Source organism: Variovorax humicola (assembly GCF_037889915.1).
GTDB lineage: Bacteria > Pseudomonadota > Gammaproteobacteria > Burkholderiales > Burkholderiaceae_C > Variovorax > Variovorax humicola.
In genome coordinates this window covers 22,038-37,725 of the sequence record NZ_JBBKZV010000026.1, presented here as the reverse complement: position 1 = coordinate 37,725, position 15,688 = coordinate 22,038, and the positions used below count along the sequence as shown (strand labels likewise).

General features: G+C 66.8%; 14 protein-coding genes and 1 pseudogene. 11 read left to right on the top strand and 4 right to left on the bottom strand.

From position 1 onward, the window contains the following. Positions 1–4: 4 nt before the first annotated feature. Positions 5–1,159: an HlyD family secretion protein gene (locus WKW80_RS27975; protein WP_340366911.1), complete on the bottom strand. Its 1,155-nt coding sequence runs from the start codon at positions 1,157–1,159 to the stop codon at positions 5–7. Positions 1,160–1,211: 52 nt separating this feature from the next. Further along, positions 1,212–2,687, bottom strand: coding sequence for an efflux transporter outer membrane subunit (locus WKW80_RS27970; RefSeq protein ID WP_340366854.1), 1,476 nt, complete (start codon positions 2,685–2,687; stop codon positions 1,212–1,214). Positions 2,688–2,905: 218 nt separating this feature from the next. Between WKW80_RS27970 and WKW80_RS27965 the strand changes: the two genes are divergently transcribed. After that, positions 2,906–3,346, top strand: coding sequence for an acyl-CoA thioesterase (locus WKW80_RS27965; RefSeq protein WP_340366853.1), 441 nt, complete (start codon positions 2,906–2,908; stop codon positions 3,344–3,346). 12 nt (positions 3,347–3,358) lie between these two features. Then, complete coding sequence (locus WKW80_RS27960) at positions 3,359–3,775, top strand: hypothetical protein (RefSeq protein ID WP_340366852.1); 417 nt, start codon at positions 3,359–3,361, stop codon at positions 3,773–3,775. Between the two features lie 193 nt (positions 3,776–3,968). Here WKW80_RS27960 and WKW80_RS27955 read toward each other — a convergent pair whose 3' ends face one another. Next, positions 3,969–4,484 (bottom strand): MarR family winged helix-turn-helix transcriptional regulator, encoded by a 516-nt coding sequence (locus WKW80_RS27955; protein WP_340366851.1) that lies wholly within the window; start codon positions 4,482–4,484, stop codon positions 3,969–3,971. Between the two features lie 139 nt (positions 4,485–4,623). On the opposite strand from WKW80_RS27955, the gene badH reads away from it, so the two are divergent. The 5 genes and pseudogenes from badH (at position 4,624) to WKW80_RS27930 (ending at position 9,950) form a co-directional block, all read left to right on the top strand. Further along, positions 4,624–5,391 (top strand): 2-hydroxycyclohexanecarboxyl-CoA dehydrogenase, encoded by a 768-nt coding sequence (gene badH / locus WKW80_RS27950; RefSeq protein ID WP_340366850.1) that lies wholly within the window; start codon positions 4,624–4,626, stop codon positions 5,389–5,391. A 60-nt stretch (positions 5,392–5,451) separates the two neighbouring features. Beyond that, entirely contained in the window at positions 5,452–6,234 is a 783-nt protein-coding gene (badI, locus tag WKW80_RS27945; protein ID WP_340366849.1) for a 2-ketocyclohexanecarboxyl-CoA hydrolase, read from the top strand. Between the two features lie 83 nt (positions 6,235–6,317). Beyond that, positions 6,318–7,469, top strand: a complete 1,152-nt coding sequence (gene aliB / locus WKW80_RS27940; protein WP_340366848.1) for a cyclohexanecarboxyl-CoA dehydrogenase — start codon at positions 6,318–6,320, stop codon at positions 7,467–7,469. A 40-nt stretch (positions 7,470–7,509) separates the two neighbouring features. Continuing rightward, positions 7,510–9,153: a cyclohexanecarboxylate-CoA ligase gene (gene aliA, locus WKW80_RS27935; RefSeq protein WP_340366847.1), complete on the top strand. Its 1,644-nt coding sequence runs from the start codon at positions 7,510–7,512 to the stop codon at positions 9,151–9,153. Positions 9,154–9,173: 20 nt separating this feature from the next. Further along, positions 9,174–9,950, top strand: a pseudogene (locus WKW80_RS27930) (enoyl-CoA hydratase). Positions 9,951–10,249: 299 nt separating this feature from the next. Here WKW80_RS27930 and WKW80_RS27925 read toward each other — a convergent pair. Next, positions 10,250–11,143 (bottom strand): helix-turn-helix domain-containing protein, encoded by an 894-nt coding sequence (locus WKW80_RS27925; protein ID WP_340366846.1) that lies wholly within the window; start codon positions 11,141–11,143, stop codon positions 10,250–10,252. Between the two features lie 164 nt (positions 11,144–11,307). Between WKW80_RS27925 and WKW80_RS27920 the strand changes: the two genes are divergently transcribed. The 4 genes from WKW80_RS27920 to WKW80_RS27905 are packed head-to-tail and all read left to right on the top strand — an operon-like array spanning position 11,308 to position 15,663. Further along, the gene (locus tag WKW80_RS27920; protein WP_340366910.1) at positions 11,308–12,132 is read left to right on the top strand and encodes an SDR family NAD(P)-dependent oxidoreductase; all 825 of its coding nucleotides are present in this window, start codon (positions 11,308–11,310) and stop codon (positions 12,130–12,132) included. Positions 12,133–12,152: 20 nt separating this feature from the next. After that, entirely contained in the window at positions 12,153–13,928 is a 1,776-nt protein-coding gene (locus WKW80_RS27915; protein ID WP_340366909.1) for an FAD-dependent oxidoreductase, read from the top strand. After that, positions 13,928–14,272, top strand: a complete 345-nt coding sequence (locus WKW80_RS27910) for an NIPSNAP family protein (RefSeq protein WP_340366845.1) — start codon at positions 13,928–13,930, stop codon at positions 14,270–14,272. The genes WKW80_RS27915 and WKW80_RS27910 overlap by 1 nt, the downstream gene beginning before the upstream one ends. A 38-nt stretch (positions 14,273–14,310) precedes the next feature. Continuing rightward, positions 14,311–15,663, top strand: coding sequence for an MFS transporter (locus WKW80_RS27905; protein WP_340366844.1), 1,353 nt, complete (start codon positions 14,311–14,313; stop codon positions 15,661–15,663). Positions 15,664–15,688 lie beyond the last annotated feature (25 nt).

Below are 15,688 nucleotides of genomic sequence, written 5' to 3'. Positions count from 1 at the left end.
CCCCTCAATGCGCGCCGCGCGTGTCGATCGAGGCCCGCATCGACAGGCCCACCTGTAGCGGACGCTGCGCCAACTCCTCTGCATCGAGGCTGACGCGCACCGGCAGCCGCTGCACCACCTTGATCCAGTTGCCGGTGGCGTTCTGCGCCGGAATGGTCGCGAACGCGGCGCCGGTGCCGCCCGCCAGACCCTCGACGACCCCGTGGTAGGTCACCTTCTTGCCGTAGCGATCCGATTCCAGCGTGACCGGCTGGCCGACGCGTACGCGGTCGAGTTGCACTTCCTTGAAATTCGCATCGACATGCATGTCGCCCACCGGAACGACCGACAACAGTGCGGCGCCGGCCTGCACCTGCTGGCCCAGTTGCACCGTGCGCTTGGCGACCACGCCGTCGACCGGCGCACGCACGACGGTGCGCTCCAGGTTGACGCGTGCCTGGTCCCGGCGTGCGCGCGCGAGCATGACCTCGGGATTGGTCTCCTCGGTGGCGTCGGCGATCAGCACCGCATTCGCCTCGCGCGAGCCGATCGCCGCCCGGAAGTTGGCGCGGGACTGGAGTGCCGACGCTTGCGCCGCAGCCAGGTTCGCCTGTGCGCTGTCGAAGGCGTTGCGCGCCCTCGTGAGTTCGTCGCCCGACACCGAGCCCGAACTGGCGAGCGCTTGACGCCGCGCCAGGTCGACCCGTGCGCGTTCGAGGTCGGCCTGCGCGGAAGCCACTTGCGCCGCGGCGCGCTGCTGGTCGGAGGCGCGCGCGGCGATCTGCGCGGCAAGGCTGGTGTCGCTCGCGACATAGCCGCGCACCCGCCGCACCGCGCGGCCGAGTTCGGCCTCGGCCTGGTCGAGCGCCAGGCGCGCATCGGTGTCGTCGAGCACGACCACCACGTCGCCGCGCTTGACCGCCTGCGTGTCGCCGACGCGCACTTCGCGCACGATGCCGCCGATCGCCGGCGTGACTTGCGCCGTCTCGGTGGCCGCGTAGGCGTTGTCGGTGGTGACGAAGCGCGACGCGTGGATGTAATCGTAGGCGCCATAGCCTGTGGCGGCGGCCAGCACCGTCGCGCCCAGCATGGCGAAGAGGCGCTTGCGGCGGGGGCCGGCGGGCGCTTCTTCATGCGCGACGATAGCTTCGCTTGCTGCGTACAGCAATTCGGGTTCCATTCTTGACATGGTGATCTCCTGAAGGGGGGTTCGACGGGGAAGGGGACGAGGCTCAGTTCTGCACGGCGCCATAGCCGCCGCCGAGCGCGCGGGTCAGCGCAACATCCAGCGTGAATGCGCGCGATTGCAGGTCGCTTTGCGTGCGCAGGTTCGACAGCAGCGTGTCTTCCGCCGACAGCACTTCGAGGTAGTTCGAGAGGCCGCCCTCGTACCGGTTGTTCTGCAGGCGCCAGGCCTCGCGTGCGGCGTCGACGGCCTCGTTGGTGCGCACCAGTTGCGGGCGGAGCGCCTTCTGGCTCACCGCAGCATCGGCCACGTCCTGCAGCGCCTGCACGACGGTGCTGTCGTAGCTGGCCACCGCCAGCGCATGGTCGGCGTTGACGCCGCCCAACTGGGCGCGCAAGCGGCCGCCGTCGAAGATCGGCAGGGACAGGGCAGGGCCGACGCCGCCGATGGACGAGCCGCTCTTGCCCAACATGTCCAGCCCGAGGGACTGCACGCCGATGAAGGCAACGAGGTTGACGTTCGGGTAGAAGGCGGCACGGGCCTGGTCGATGCGCCTGGCGGAGGCTTCCGCGCGCAGGCGCGCGGCCACCACGTCGGGCCGGCGACCGATCAACTCGACGGGCAGTTGCGGCGGCAGGCCGAAGGCGCGTTGCAGGCGGACGGTTGGCCGCGCGATGGCCAGCGCGCGATCCGGGCCGGCACCGAGCAGCGCCGCGATGCGGTTGCGCTGCAGCGCGATCTGCTCTTCGATGGCGAGTACGTCGGCCTGTGCGGAAGCGCGCCGCGCGTCGACCTGCTTCACGCTGGCCAGGGTTTCGAGGCCGTTGTCGAACCGGCGCGCGAACAGTTCGGCGGTCTTGCTGCGGACCGTGAGTGCCGCATTCGCCGTGTCGAGCGCGGCATGCTCGCGCGACAGTTCCGCATAGGCCGAGGCGATGGACGTGGCCAGGATGATGCGGGCTTGCGCCGCATCGGCTTGCGCCGCGTCGGCATCCGATGTTGCAGCGGCCAGCGCTGCGCGGTTCTTGCCCCAGAAGTCGATCTCCCAGGAGAAGTCCAGGGTGGCGCGGCCATAGTCGTTCCAGCCCTGGGGCGTCGCATTGCGCGGACTCAGGTAGTTGTAGCTCTGCTTCTGCTCGGAGACCGAGGCGTTGCCACTGACTTGCGGCAAGAGTGCAGCGTCGGCCGACTGGACGAGGGATTGCGCGTGGCGCAAACGGCCGTCCGCAGCCGCGACGCTCGGCGAGTCGGCGAGCGCTTCGGCGATCAACCGGTCGAGTTGCGCGTCTTCGTAGGCCTTCCACCAGGCATCGGCCGGCCAGGGGGCCGGCGCTGCCGCGAAGCTTTGCACGGTGGCGTATTGTGCGATCGGCTTGACCTGCGGACCTGCTTCGCGCGGCGGCAACTGTGCGCAGCCGGATATCACGGCGGCTGCGAGGGCCGCGAGCAGCGCAGCACGGCGCGATGCATTGGCACCGTGATTGGCACCGTGCCGGGCGGGAATCGATGGGTTGTCTGTCATGGCCAGTCGCACCTCCGTGCGGGTTGGGTTGTCGATGGCTGCGTATCGTGGGGATGCCACGTTGGCGGCACATTTCGCGGCGGCGCGCGGCATGTGTCAGTTGAAATCGACGAGGCGGTGTTTCATTTGCAATCGAGCGGCCGCGTGCCCGACATGTGCGCTGCGCGGGCGCCGAATAGATTGAGCGCTCCCGCAGACAAACCGAATGGAGCACGGCGATGCAACAACTCACCTACCGCGGCACTGTCTATCCATGGCAGTGCGACCACATGGGCCACATGAACGTCATGTGGTACACGGGCAAGTTCGACGAGGCGGGCTGGCAGTTCTTCGGTCGGCTCGGGCTCACGCCTGCCTGGCTGAAGGAGGCGAACCGCGGCATGGCCGCGGTCGAGCAACTGGTGCAGTACCGGCGCGAACTACATCCGGGTGACCTGGTTTCGATTCATTCCGAACTGGTCGAGATCCAGGAGAAGGTGGTCCGCATTCGCCACGCGATGTGGCGCGGGGACCGGGCGGACGACGTCGTCGCGGTGAGCACGCTGACGGCAGTGTTCATGGATGCATTGGCGCGCAGGGCCTGTGCGTTTCCACCGGCGATGGCCGATCGTTGGCGGGAAGCGATGGCGCAGGCGCAACCGCAACCGCAACCGCACTAGAAGGAGTCGAGCATGAAGACCGAATTGGATCCGAACGAGCCAAGCCCGAGTGCCGGTTCGGCCGCCCTCGCCAGGCTCGCGGAGAGTTGGAGGGCGATGGCCACGGCGCTGTTCGAGAAGGATGGACTGACCACCTTCTTCCAGCATGCAAGGAATGTGCTGACTGGCGCCGCGGTCGTCGGTGCGGGCCTGTATGCGATCAATCATGTCGGCGCGACGCACCTGCACGGGATGTGGGCGATTCACGTCGCAGGGTATGCGATTGCGGCGTTGGGCGGGCTGTTGCTGGCGTTGAACCTCTTCGACGGCTTGCGCCGGTTGGCGAAGCTCGAGCACCCCAGGTTCCTGAAGATCGGCGCGATCCTTCTCTACGTGGCGTTGTCGGTTCGGCTGACGCAGGTCATCATTTATTTCCGGTCGCCGATATGAGCCTGCTCGGAAGGCCCTGCTGGCATGGCAGCGCCAACTGCCGCACATGATCCGGGGCATCCACGGAATCAGGGACGGCGGATCAAAGTGACAGGCTGCGATTGACTGACAACTCGCTGTGCGCGCGCAGGGACGTGCAGTTCGATGACGCAGAGGCGGCAATGCATGGCGACGGCAATGTCAGGGCACCTGGTCAGCGACCTTCGACAGCCTCGTCGCCGCCGCCTTGGCGATCGTCGACCACCTGCATGTTTTCCAGGAGCTTGAGCAGGTAGTGCAACGTGTGGGTGATGTCGTTCACCGAAAAACCCTCCAGCACTTGCCCGTAGTAGCCGTGAATCTTCGGCAACGCCTCGTCCTGCCACACGCGCTGCCCTGCTGCCGTCATCGACACCAGCCGCGACCGGCGGTCGCGCTCGTCTGCCGCAGTCTGGATTCGCCCGTCTCTTTCCATGCGGCTGAGCAGACCCGAGAGGTTCTGCCTGCTGACCTTGAGGTAGCGCGCCAGGTCGCCCACGCTCATGCCGCCGGTCGCGGCGGGCCTGGACAGCGCACCGAGCACCGCCCACTGCTGTGTCGTCAAACCTTCAGCCTCAACCGCCCTGGTGCCTGTTTTGTGCAACATATTTGCACATTGATACAGGCGAAAGAACACCCGGTTGGCCAGTTCTATCCGCGCTGACTCATCTGTATTGTCGGGGTAAACCATGTGTAGCTTCTCTTCGGTAAAGTTCTTGCAAGCCGGACGCCATGGCCGCATAATACGACAACACATTGACGTAACTGCAGAAAGCACCCAAGCTGCAACACGTCGACGATAGCAAGCTTCAAACCTGATGGAGAACCTGATGCAGAGATTCGAAAGCAAGACAGTGGTGGTCACGGGCGGCGGCGGCGGTATCGGCGGGGCCACCTGTCGGCGCTTCGCTCGCGAAGGCGCCAAGGTCGCGGTGTACGACATGAACCTGGAGGCGGCCGAGAAGGTCGCCTCCGGTATTCGGGAAGAGGGCGGGCAGGCGCAGGCGTTCTGCTGCGACATCACCGACCGCGCCAGCGTCGACAAGGCGGTGGAGGCCACGCAGCAGAGCCTGGGCTCGGTCGATGTGCTCGTCAACAACGCCGGCTGGGACGTGTTCAAGCCGTTCACCAGGACCGAGTCGGCGCAGTGGGACAAGCTGATCGCGATCAACCTGACCGGCGCGCTGCACATGCATCACGCGGTGCTGCCGGGCATGGCGGCGCGCAAGGCGGGGCGCATCGTCAACATTGCGTCGGATGCGGCGCGTGTCGGCTCCTCGGGCGAGGCGGTGTACGCGGCATGCAAGGGCGGCCTGGTGGCGTTTTCCAAGACCATCGCCCGCGAACATGCGCGTCACGGCATCACCGTCAACGTGGTGTGCCCCGGACCGACCGACACCGCGTTGTTCGCCGACTACAAGGAAGGCGCGGGCAATCCCGAGAAGCTGATGGAAGCGTTCACGCGCTCGATTCCGCTGGGTCGCATCGGCCAGCCGGACGACCTGCCTGGCGCCATCCTCTACTTTGCGAGCGACGACGCCAGCTTTGTCACCGGGCAGGTGCTGAGCGTCTCCGGCGGCCTGACCATGAACGGCTGATCGCCCGATCGCCCGATCGCGCAATAGCCTCCCCGCACAGCATCCCCCAAGGAGAACACCATGGAATTCGAAGACATCCTTTACGAAGTACGCAACGGCGTGGCCTGGATCACGATCAACCGGCCCGACAAGATGAACTCTTTTCGCGGCCAGACCTGCGACGAGATCATCCGGGCGATGAACCGCGCCGGCTATGACCGCGGCGTTGGTGCCATCGTGCTGGCCGGTGCCGGCGACCGTGCCTTCTGCACGGGCGGCGACCAGTCCGCCCACGACGGCAACTACGACGGCCGCGGAACCATCGGCCTGCCGATGGAGGAGTTGCACGACGCGATCCGCAACGTGCCCAAGCCGGTGATCGCCCGCGTGCAGGGCTTCGCGATCGGCGGGGGCAACGTGCTGTGCACGATCTGCGACCTGACCATCGCCTCCGAGAAAGCCATCTTCGGCCAGGTCGGCCCCAAGATGGGCTCGGTCGATCCGGGCTATGGCACCGCCTTCCTGGCGCGCGTCGTCGGCGAGAAGAAGGCGCGCGAGATCTGGTACCTGAACAGACGTTATAGCGGCGCCGAGGCGGTGGCCATGGGCCTGGCCAACGCCGTGGTTCCGCACGACCAGCTCGACGCCGAGGTGCAGAAGTGGGCCGAGGAAATCTGCGAGCGCAGTCCCACGGCGCTGGCCATCGCCAAGCGCAGCTTCAATGCCGACACCGCGCACCAGGCCGGCATCGCGGGCCTCGGCATGTACGCGCTCAAGCTCTACTACGACACCGAAGAATCGCGCGAGGGCGTCAATGCGCTGAAGGAAAAGCGCAAGCCCGACTTCCGCCAGTACGCGAAGTAGAGACCCACCCGACCCCCTGAAACTTTGCACGCACGGCGCCATCGGTATGGCGCCGTGGCGCAGCGCACCCCCGGAGAAATGTGATGACCCCGTATCTCGACGACGACCTGACCGCGCTGGGCGACCACGCGCGCCGCTTCGCAACCGAGCGCATCGCGCCCGGCTTCATGGAACGCGACAAGACCCGCGTGCTCGATCGGCAACTGATGCGCGAAATGGGCGAGATGGGATTCATCGCGCCCGAGCTGCCCGAAGCGCATGGCGGCCAGGGCATGGGCTGCCTGGCGGCCGGCGTGATCCACGAGGAGATTGCGCGGGCCGACCTCAGCATGTCGTACGTCAACCTGCTCGCTTCGCTCAATGGACAGATCCTCTCGCAGCACGGCAAGCCCGAGGTCGTGCAGCCGTGGCTGCACAAGCTGACACGCGGCGAGGCGTTGTTCGCCATTGCACTGACCGAGCCGCGCGGTGGCTCCGACGCGGCCAGCCTGCGCCTGCGCATGGAGCGCGTCGGCGACGAGTACGTCGTCAATGGCGAGAAGACTTCCATCTCCGCGGCCGACCAGGCCGACGCGGCGGTGGTGTTCGGCCGCACCGGCACCGTCGAGGCTGGCGCCCATGGCGTGACCGCGCTGCTGGTTCCGATGGATCTGCCGGGCGTCACCCGCAACCGCTTCGATTGCCACGGCCAGCGCGCGATCGGTCGCGGCTCGCTGTTCTTCGAGAACGTGCGCGTGCCTGTGAGCCATCGACTCGGGGCCGAGAACAAGGGCTTCGTGCAGGTGATGCAGGGCTTCGACTTCTCGCGGGCGCTGATCGGGCTGCAGGTCCTGGCGGTGGCCCGCACTGCGCTCGAGGAGACCTGGGAGTACGTGGCACAGCGCGAAGCCTTCGGCAAGCCGCTGTCCGCGTTCCAGGGCGTTTCGCACCCGCTGGCCGATTTCGATACGCAGGTGAGCGCCGCGCGCCTGCTGTGCCTGCAGACCCTGTGGCTCAAGGACAAGGGCGCGCCCCACACGGCTGAAGCCGCGATGTGCAAGTGGTGGGCGCCCAAGCTGGCCTACGACACCATCCACCAGTGCCTGCTGATGTTCGGCCATGGCGGCTACGACCGCGGCGTGATGGAGCAGCGTCTGCGCGACGTGCTCGGCTTCCAGATCGGCGACGGCACCGCGCAGATCATGAAGACCATCGTGGCGCGCACCCGCGCCGGGCGCGAGGCCGTGCCGGCCTGAGCTTCCACCTGCAACGACGGAAACACGAGGAGACAAGACCATGGAATTCGATGCCGTATTGCTGCCGCCGCGCCGCGCCCGAATGGTCGCGCAGGGCCTGTGGCACGACCGCACCATCAACGACGACCTCGACGCCTGCGTTGCGGAGTGTCCCGACAAGCTCGCGCTGACCGCCTTGCAAGTGGAGCAGGGCGCCACCACCCGCTTCACCTACCGGGAGATGGCGCGCATGGCCGATCGCATCGCGGTGGGACTGTCGCGCCTGGGCGTGGGCAACAACGACGTGGTGGCCTGCCAGTTGCCCAACTGGTGGCAATTCACGCTGGTCTACCTGGCCTGTTCGCGCATCGGCGCCGTGATGAACCCGCTGATGCACATCTTCCGCGAGCGCGAACTGTCCTTCATGCTCAAGCACGGCGAAACCCGCGTCGTGATCGTGCCGAAGACCTTTCGCGGATTCGACTTCGAGCACATGGTGAGCGAACTGCAACCGTCCTTGCCCGACCTGAAGCACATCGTGGTGGTCGGCGGCGAGGGTCCCGACAGCTTCGAGGCGCTGCTCAGCGGCCCGGCCTGGGAGAACGAGCACGACGCGCACGACATCCTCACGCGCAGCCGTCCCGGCCCGGATGACGTGACGCAGCTCATCTACACCTCCGGCACCACCGGCGAGCCCAAGGGCGTGATGCACTCGGCCAACACCACCATGGCCAACATCATTCCCTTTGCGCAGCGCCTGCGCCTGGGCGCTGACGACGTGGTGCTGATGGCCTCGCCCATGGCGCACCAGACCGGCTTCATGTACGGGCTGATGATGCCGGTCATGCTCAAGGCGAGCGCAGTGCTGCAGGACATCTGGGAGCCGAAGCAGGCCATCGAACTGATCCGGGCCGCGGGAGCCAGCTTCACGATGGCCTCCACGCCGTTCCTCACGGACCTCGCGCGGACCGTTGCAGAAACGGGCCAGCAGGTCCCGAGCCTGCGGACCTTCCTGTGTGCGGGCGCGCCGATTCCGGGTCCGCTGGTGGAGCAGGCGCGCCAGGTCCTGGGCACCAAGATCGTTTCGGCCTGGGGCATGACGGAGAACGGCGCCGTCACCATGATCCAGCTCGACGACGAAGACGTGCGCGCGTTCACCACCGATGGGCTGGCGCTGCCTGGCGTCGAACTCAAGGTGGTCGGCGAGGGCGACCAGGCGCTGCCAGCCGACCAGCCAGGAAGCCTGCTGGTGCGCTCGTGCTCGAACTTCGGCGGCTATTTGCGGCGCTCGCAACTCAACGGCACCGACGCCGAAGGCTGGTTCGACACCGGCGATGTGGCACGCATCGACGCCCAAGGCTACGTCCGCATCACCGGCCGCAGCAAGGACGTGATCATTCGCGGTGGCGAAAACATTCCGGTGGTCGAGATCGAGTCGCTGCTGTACCGGCACCCCGACGTCGCCATGGCCGCCATCGTGGCCTACCCCGACGAGCGCCTGGGCGAACGGGCCTGTGCGGTGGTGGTGCCCAAGCCGGGCCGCAGCGTCGACCTGCCTTCGATCGTTCAATTCCTGAAGGGGCAGAAGGTGGCGATCCAGTACATCCCGGAACGTCTGGTGGTGCGCGAAGCGATGCCTTCCACGCCGACCGGGAAGATCCAGAAATTCAAGCTGCGCGACCTGTTGCGCGAGAGCGCGGCATGAACGAACAGGCCATGGCTGCGATGCAGGAGCAACCCATCCTGGTGGAGACGCACGGCCGCGCCGGCGTCATCACGCTGAACAGGCCGCAGCAGATGAACGCGCTCGACGATGCGCTGATGGACGCGCTGGGCGCAGCGCTGCTTGCGTCCGACGCCAATGCGGACATCGGCGCCATCGTCATCACCGGCAATGACAAGGCCTTCGCGGCCGGGGCCGACATCGCGGCGATGGCGGAGTGGACCTACATGGATGTCCACTAGGCCGACTTCATCACGCGCAACTGGGAAACCATCCGGCGCGTGCGCAAGCCGGTGATCGCGGCGGTGGCGGGCTTCGCCATGGGTGGAGGCTGCGAACTGGCGATGGCCTGCGACATGATCGTCGCCGCCGAGTCCGCCCGCTTTGCGCTGCCGGAGGTCAGGCTCGCCATGCTGCCTGGCGCCGGTGGAACCCAGCGCCTGCCGCGCGCCATCGGCAAGGCAAAGGCGATGGACATGTGCCTGTCGGGCCGCATGCTGGACGCATCGGAAGCCGACCGCTACGGACTGGTCTCGCGGGTCGTTTCGGACCAACGGCTGCTGGCCGAAACCATCGACCTGGCCGCGCGCATCGCAGCCTTCTCGCTGCCGGCAGTGATGGCGATCAAGGAGTCCGTGAACCGTGCCTGGGAATCCTCGCTTTCGGAGGGCATCGGCTTCGAGCGGCGCCAACTCCATGCGCGCTTTGCCAGCGAAGATGCACATGAAGGGATGCGGGCCTTCCTGTCCAAGCGCAAGGCTGTGTTCAGGCATCGCTGACTTTTTCCACCACGCTCTCGTACCTCGCGGTGCATGAAACCAGGACGAGCACGGCGAGGTCTGTTCGTTGGCACCCGCGGAACCGGCTTTGCCGGGCCGAGATGCAGGCCTTCCTGTCCAAGCGCAAGGCTGTGTTCAGGCATCGCTGACATTTTCCACCACGCTCTCGTACCTCGCGGTGCATGAAACCAGGACGAGCACGGCGAGGTCTGTTCGTGGGCACCCGCGGAACCGGCTTTGCCGGGCCGCCGGGTGCGCCCCCTAGAGGGGGAGGCGCCGCAGGCGCTTCGGGGGTGGTTTCACTTCACCAGCTCACGCCGCGCGTTGCCGCGGAATTCCGTCGGCCGCACGCCAGTCTGCTTCTTGAAGAACCGGCCGAAGTAGGCCTCGTCCTCGAAGCCCAGCTCCGCCGCGATCTGCTTGATGCTGAGCGATGAATAGACCAGCTCGCGCTGCGCCTCGTGCACCACGCGCGCATTGATCGCATCGAGCGTCGACATGCCCATCACCTCGCGGCACATGCGCGTGAGTTGGCCCGCCGTCACGCCGAGTTCGCGCGCATAGCGCTCCACGGGCATGCGCTCTCGACAGTGCTCGTCGAGCAGGGTGCGAAAGCGTTCGACTTGTCTGGCCTTTCGGGTCCGCGGCACGTCGTCATCGCTTCGTGCGGTCTGGCTGATGCGCGCGATCTGCACGAACAGCGCGACCAGCAGCGACATGCCTGCCGCGACCTGGCCCTGCGTGTGCGTAGCTGCTTCGCGAGCGATGGCGTCGAACAACGGCATCAGTGACTCGGCATGGCGGCTGTTCGGGTCGACGTGCAGGACGGCCGGCTTGCGGATGTGCTGCAACAGCTCCGGCGATGCGGTGGCCGCGAGCGATTCGAGCGGACGTTGCGCGGCCGTGACCACCGGCCCGTCGACATCGCTGATCGTCCAGCGAAAGCCATGCACCGAGCGCGCCGGCGCGACGATGAGGCAGGGCGTCTGCAGCGTCCACTTGCGCCCGTCGATGAAGGTCTCGCCGCCGCCACTGATCGGGTAGAGCACCTGGATCAGCGCGTCATGGAAGTGCGGCTCGATTTCCCAGTTGTGCAGGCCGGATCGCTCCGGAATGCGCTCGAAATGCACGAGGTCCATCCACGAAGGCTGCGCCTCGGTGCCGTACAGCGCGAAGTTGGGAACGCTTGTCATGCCCGACGTCATGCACGAATTGTCCTGTTCTTGGCCGAGTTTGTCGATTGAGGGAAAGCCGCGTCGGGAGGACCATTCAGGCACCAAATCACAGGAGACAACACATGAGTTCAACGAACGGCATCCAGCTGGATCGCCACGGCGGTAACAACCCCCTCCCCCCGATGCAGGTCGAATCGTCCGGCCACTGGCTGGGCCTCGACGGCAAGGTCTGCGTCGTCACCGGCGCGGGCAGCGGCATCGGGGCGGCGATCGCAAGAGGCCTCGCGGATGTCGGCGCGAAGGTCGCGTTGCTCGACCGCGATGTCGATGCGGCCGAACGCGTGGCCGCCTCGCTGCGCGAACAGGGCGCGACCGCGCTGGCCGTGCGGTGCGACGTCGGCGACGAGGCGGCGGTGGTCGCCGCGGCTGCGCAAGTGCGGCACGAACTCGGCGTCTGCGCAGCGCTCGTCAACAACGCCGGCATGCTGCGCGCCGGCAGCCTCGACACCGTGTCGGTCGCCGACTGGAACGCGGTCCTTGCGATCAACCTCACCGGCTATCTGCTTTGCTCGCGCGAATTCGGCCGCGACATGATCGAGGCGGGCGAGGGCAGCATCGTCCATGTCGCTTCTGTCTCGGCCCTGCACCCGCAGACGCGCAGCGGTGCCTACAGCCCGAGCAAGGCGGCGGTGCTGTTGCTGTCGAAGCAGATGGCGGCAGAGTGGGGCCCGCAAGGGGTTCGCAGCAACGCCGTCTGCCCCGGAATGATCCGCACCGCGCTGTCCGCGAAGTTCTACGAGGAACCCGGATTCGAGGCGAAGCGCGCCGCGGTCACCGCAAGCCGCCGTGTCGGCGAACCCGTCGACATCGCCAACCCGGCGATCTTCCTGGCGAGCCAGCGCTCCGCCTATCTCAACGGCGCCGAACTGGTCGTCGACGGCGGTCTCGGCTGCATGTTGATGGACATGGTGCCACGCCCCGGCTTCAACAGGACGGCGACGGCATGACCACGACGAAGGAAAAAGACATGTCCAACGATTTCGAATGCGATGTCCTGGTGATCGGCTCCGGCGCGGCCGGCCTCGCCACCGCCATCACGGCGCGCAAGCGCGGCCTCGACGTGGTGGTGATCGAGAAGGAGCCGGTGTTCGGCGGCACCACGGCGCTTTCGGGCGGCGTGCTGTGGATCCCGATGACCCATCACGGCCGCAAGCAGAACCCCACCGACAGCCGCGAGGCGGTTCGCAACTACATGGTCCAGCAGACGGGCAAGCATTACGACGCCGAGGCCGTCGAGTCCTTCCTCGACAACGGCCCGCGCATGGTCGAGTTCTTCGAGCGCGAGACCGAGGTGAAGTTCGTGCCGACGATGTACCCCGACTACCACCCGGATGCACCTGGCGGCGTCGACGTCGGCCGCTCGATCCTCGCCGCGCCCTACGACATCCGCGGCCTCGGCAAGGATATGGCGCGCCTGAAGCCGCCGCTCAGGACCATCACCTTCATCGGGATGATGTTCAACTCGTCGAATGCCGACCTCAAGCATTTCTTTCGCGCGACCCAATCGCTGGCCTCGTTCGCATACGTGGCCAGGCGGTTGGCAACGCACCTGAAGGAACTGGCGCTCTACAAACGCGGCATCAACGTGACCAGCGGCAATGCGCTCGCCGCGCGGCTCGCGAAGTCGGCCCTGGACCTGGGGATTCCGATCCTCACCAGCCACCCGGCAAGAGAGATCCTGATCGAGAACGGCAAGGTCGCCGGTGCGCGCGTCGATGGAGAGCAAGGCGAGCGGCGCATCACCGCACGCAAGGCCGTGGTGCTGGCATGCGGTGGTTTTCCGCACGACATCCGGCGCATCGCCAAGGCTTACCCGCATGTGGCGCGCGGCGGCGAGCACGTGTCGCCAACGCCGGTCGGCAATACCGGCGATGGTGTGAACATGGCCGAGGCCCTCGGCGCGGTGGTCGACATCCGCTTCGAAGACAGCTCGGCCTGGATGCCCGTGTCGCGCGTGCCGTATGGCAAGGGCGAGGTGGGAGTGTTCCCGCACCTGCTCGACCGCTACAAGCCCGGCGTGATCGGCGTGCTGCAGAACGGCCAGCGCTTTACCAACGAGTCCAACTCGTACCACGATGTCGGCGCGGCCATGATCCGTGCATGCAAGGGCCGGAAGGACACGGCGATGTGGCTGGTCTGCGACAAGACGACGCTCGCGAAGTACGGACTCGGCTTCGTCAAGCCCGCGCCCATGCCGATCGGCCCGCTGGTGCGCAACGGCTATCTCATCAAGGGCAACACGCTGGCCGAACTCGCGCAGAACGCGGGAATCGACCCTGCCGGCCTGCAGCGCACGGTGAGCGAATACAACGTCGGCGCAGTCGATGGCAACGATGCGCAATTCGGCCGCGGCACCACGTCGTTCAACCGCTACCTCGCCGACGCCGACAACAAGCCCAATCCCTGTGTCGCACCCGTCGCGACCGGTCCGTTCTACGCGGTCAAGGTCGTGATGGGTGACCTCGGCACCTTCGACGGCATCCGCACCAGCGTGGTCGGCGAAGTGCTCAGGCGCGACGGCTGCGCCATTCCCGGCCTCTACGCCGTCGGCAACGACCGCGAAAGCATCATGGGCGGCAACTACCCCGGCGCCGGCATCACGCACGGGCCGAACATGACGCACGGCTTCGTGACCGGCAACCACATCGCAGACAAGGCCGCGGCGCAGGACGAGGTGACACGGCCAGCAGCTGTCGCATCGCGCGTCTCGAGCCGCGTCGAAGAACTCAGCGAGGCACTGTGATGCGGATCCTCGCCAAGCCCCTTGTCGACCACCGCGTCTACACGATCGCCTTGCGCAAGATGGGCGAATTCATCGAGGTGTTCGACCGGCTCGCGATGCCGGTCCTGCTGGAGACGCTGGGCCATCCGCTCGGCTTTCATACCAGCCTGGTCGGGCCGCAGAACCAGTTCGTCCACCTCTGGGGCTACGACAGCCTCGCCGACTACGAACAGCGCTGCAGGGCGCGCGATGCGCATCCCGATTTCCCCGCCTACCTGGCCGCATCCGAACACCTGATCGTCGCGCAGGAAACGCGGCTGATTCGCAGCGTCGCCTTGCCACGCATGCAACGAACGAGCACCTGACCCACCCTGGCAAATGACCACAGACAACGGAGACAAACATGAAACAACTCATCGACGTCGCGGACTTCATCAACAGCCGCCGCATCTCGCCCTACCAATGGGTCATCCTCGTCATCGCGACGCTCATCGCGGCGGTGGACGGCCTCGACGTGGCGATCATCTCGTACCTCATACCGAGCCTGTCGCATGACTGGGGATTGCCCAAGGCGGCCTTCGGCCAGGTGATCGGCGCCGGCCTCTTCGGTGTCGCCATCGGCGCGCTGACCGTGGGGCCGCTGTCCGATCGCAAGGGCCGCAAGACGGTGATCCTGCTGGCGCTGGCGTTGTGCGCCATCGGCACTTTCGGTTGCGCCTGGTCCGGTTCGATCACCGAGATGACCTTGTGGCGCTTCATCACCGGCCTCGGTCTCGGAGCCGCGCTGCCCAACGCCACGACGATCCTGGCCGAGTACAGCCCCGAGCGTCACCGAGCCCGGCTGATCGCGGTGATGTTCGTCGGCTTCTCGCTCGGTGCCGCGAGCGCGGGCTTCACGGCCGGCTGGTTGCTGCCGCTGATCGGCTGGCACGGCATGCTGGTGCTGGGTGGTGTGTTGCCCACCTTGTGCGCCGCGCTGGTGTGGCTGGTGCTGCCTGAATCCGCACGCTTCCTGGTGGTCAAGGGCGCACCGGCCGCGCAGGTCGCCCGCATCCTCTCGCGCATCGGCACGCTGCACAGCGGACACGACATCGGCTTCACGCTGCCCGAGCTCAGGGGCGCGCAGCATTCGTCCATCGCCGGCCTGTTCAAGGGCGGCCTCGGCCTGGGCTCCGCGCTGCTGTGGGTCGCGTACTTCATGGGCCTGCTGGTGTACTACATGCTGACGAGCTGGCTGCCGTCGCTGATCGTGCAGACCGGCCAGCCGATCGGCATGGCGGCGGTGGTCTCGGCCATGCTGCTGGTCGGCGCCTCGACCGGCACGCTGCTCATGGGCTGGCTCATGGACAAAGTCCGGCCGACCCTCATCGTCGCCGCGGGCTTCGTGTTCGGCTCGCTCCTGCTGCTCCATGTCGGCCGCGGGCTCGATTCGTTCCTCGAACTCGAGGTGTGCGTGTTCTTCGCGGGCTTTTTCGTGAGTGGCGCGCTGTCTTCCATGAACACGCTGGCCGCGGTTTTCTATCCGACGCAAAGCCGTGCCAGCGGCGTGAGCTGGATGCTCGGCATCGGCCGCTTCGGCGGCATCCTGGGAGCCATGGGCGGCGGCTGGCTCCTTGGCGCGGGCTGGGACATCAGCCGCATCTTCATGGCCCTGGCCGTGCCCACGCTGCTGGCCGGCCTGGCACTCGCCTTCAAGTGCATGCGCTATCGCGAAGGGCATGACGTATCCGCGGGCGACGTTGTCGCCGCGCATTGAACCCATCCATCACATCCGGAGACTT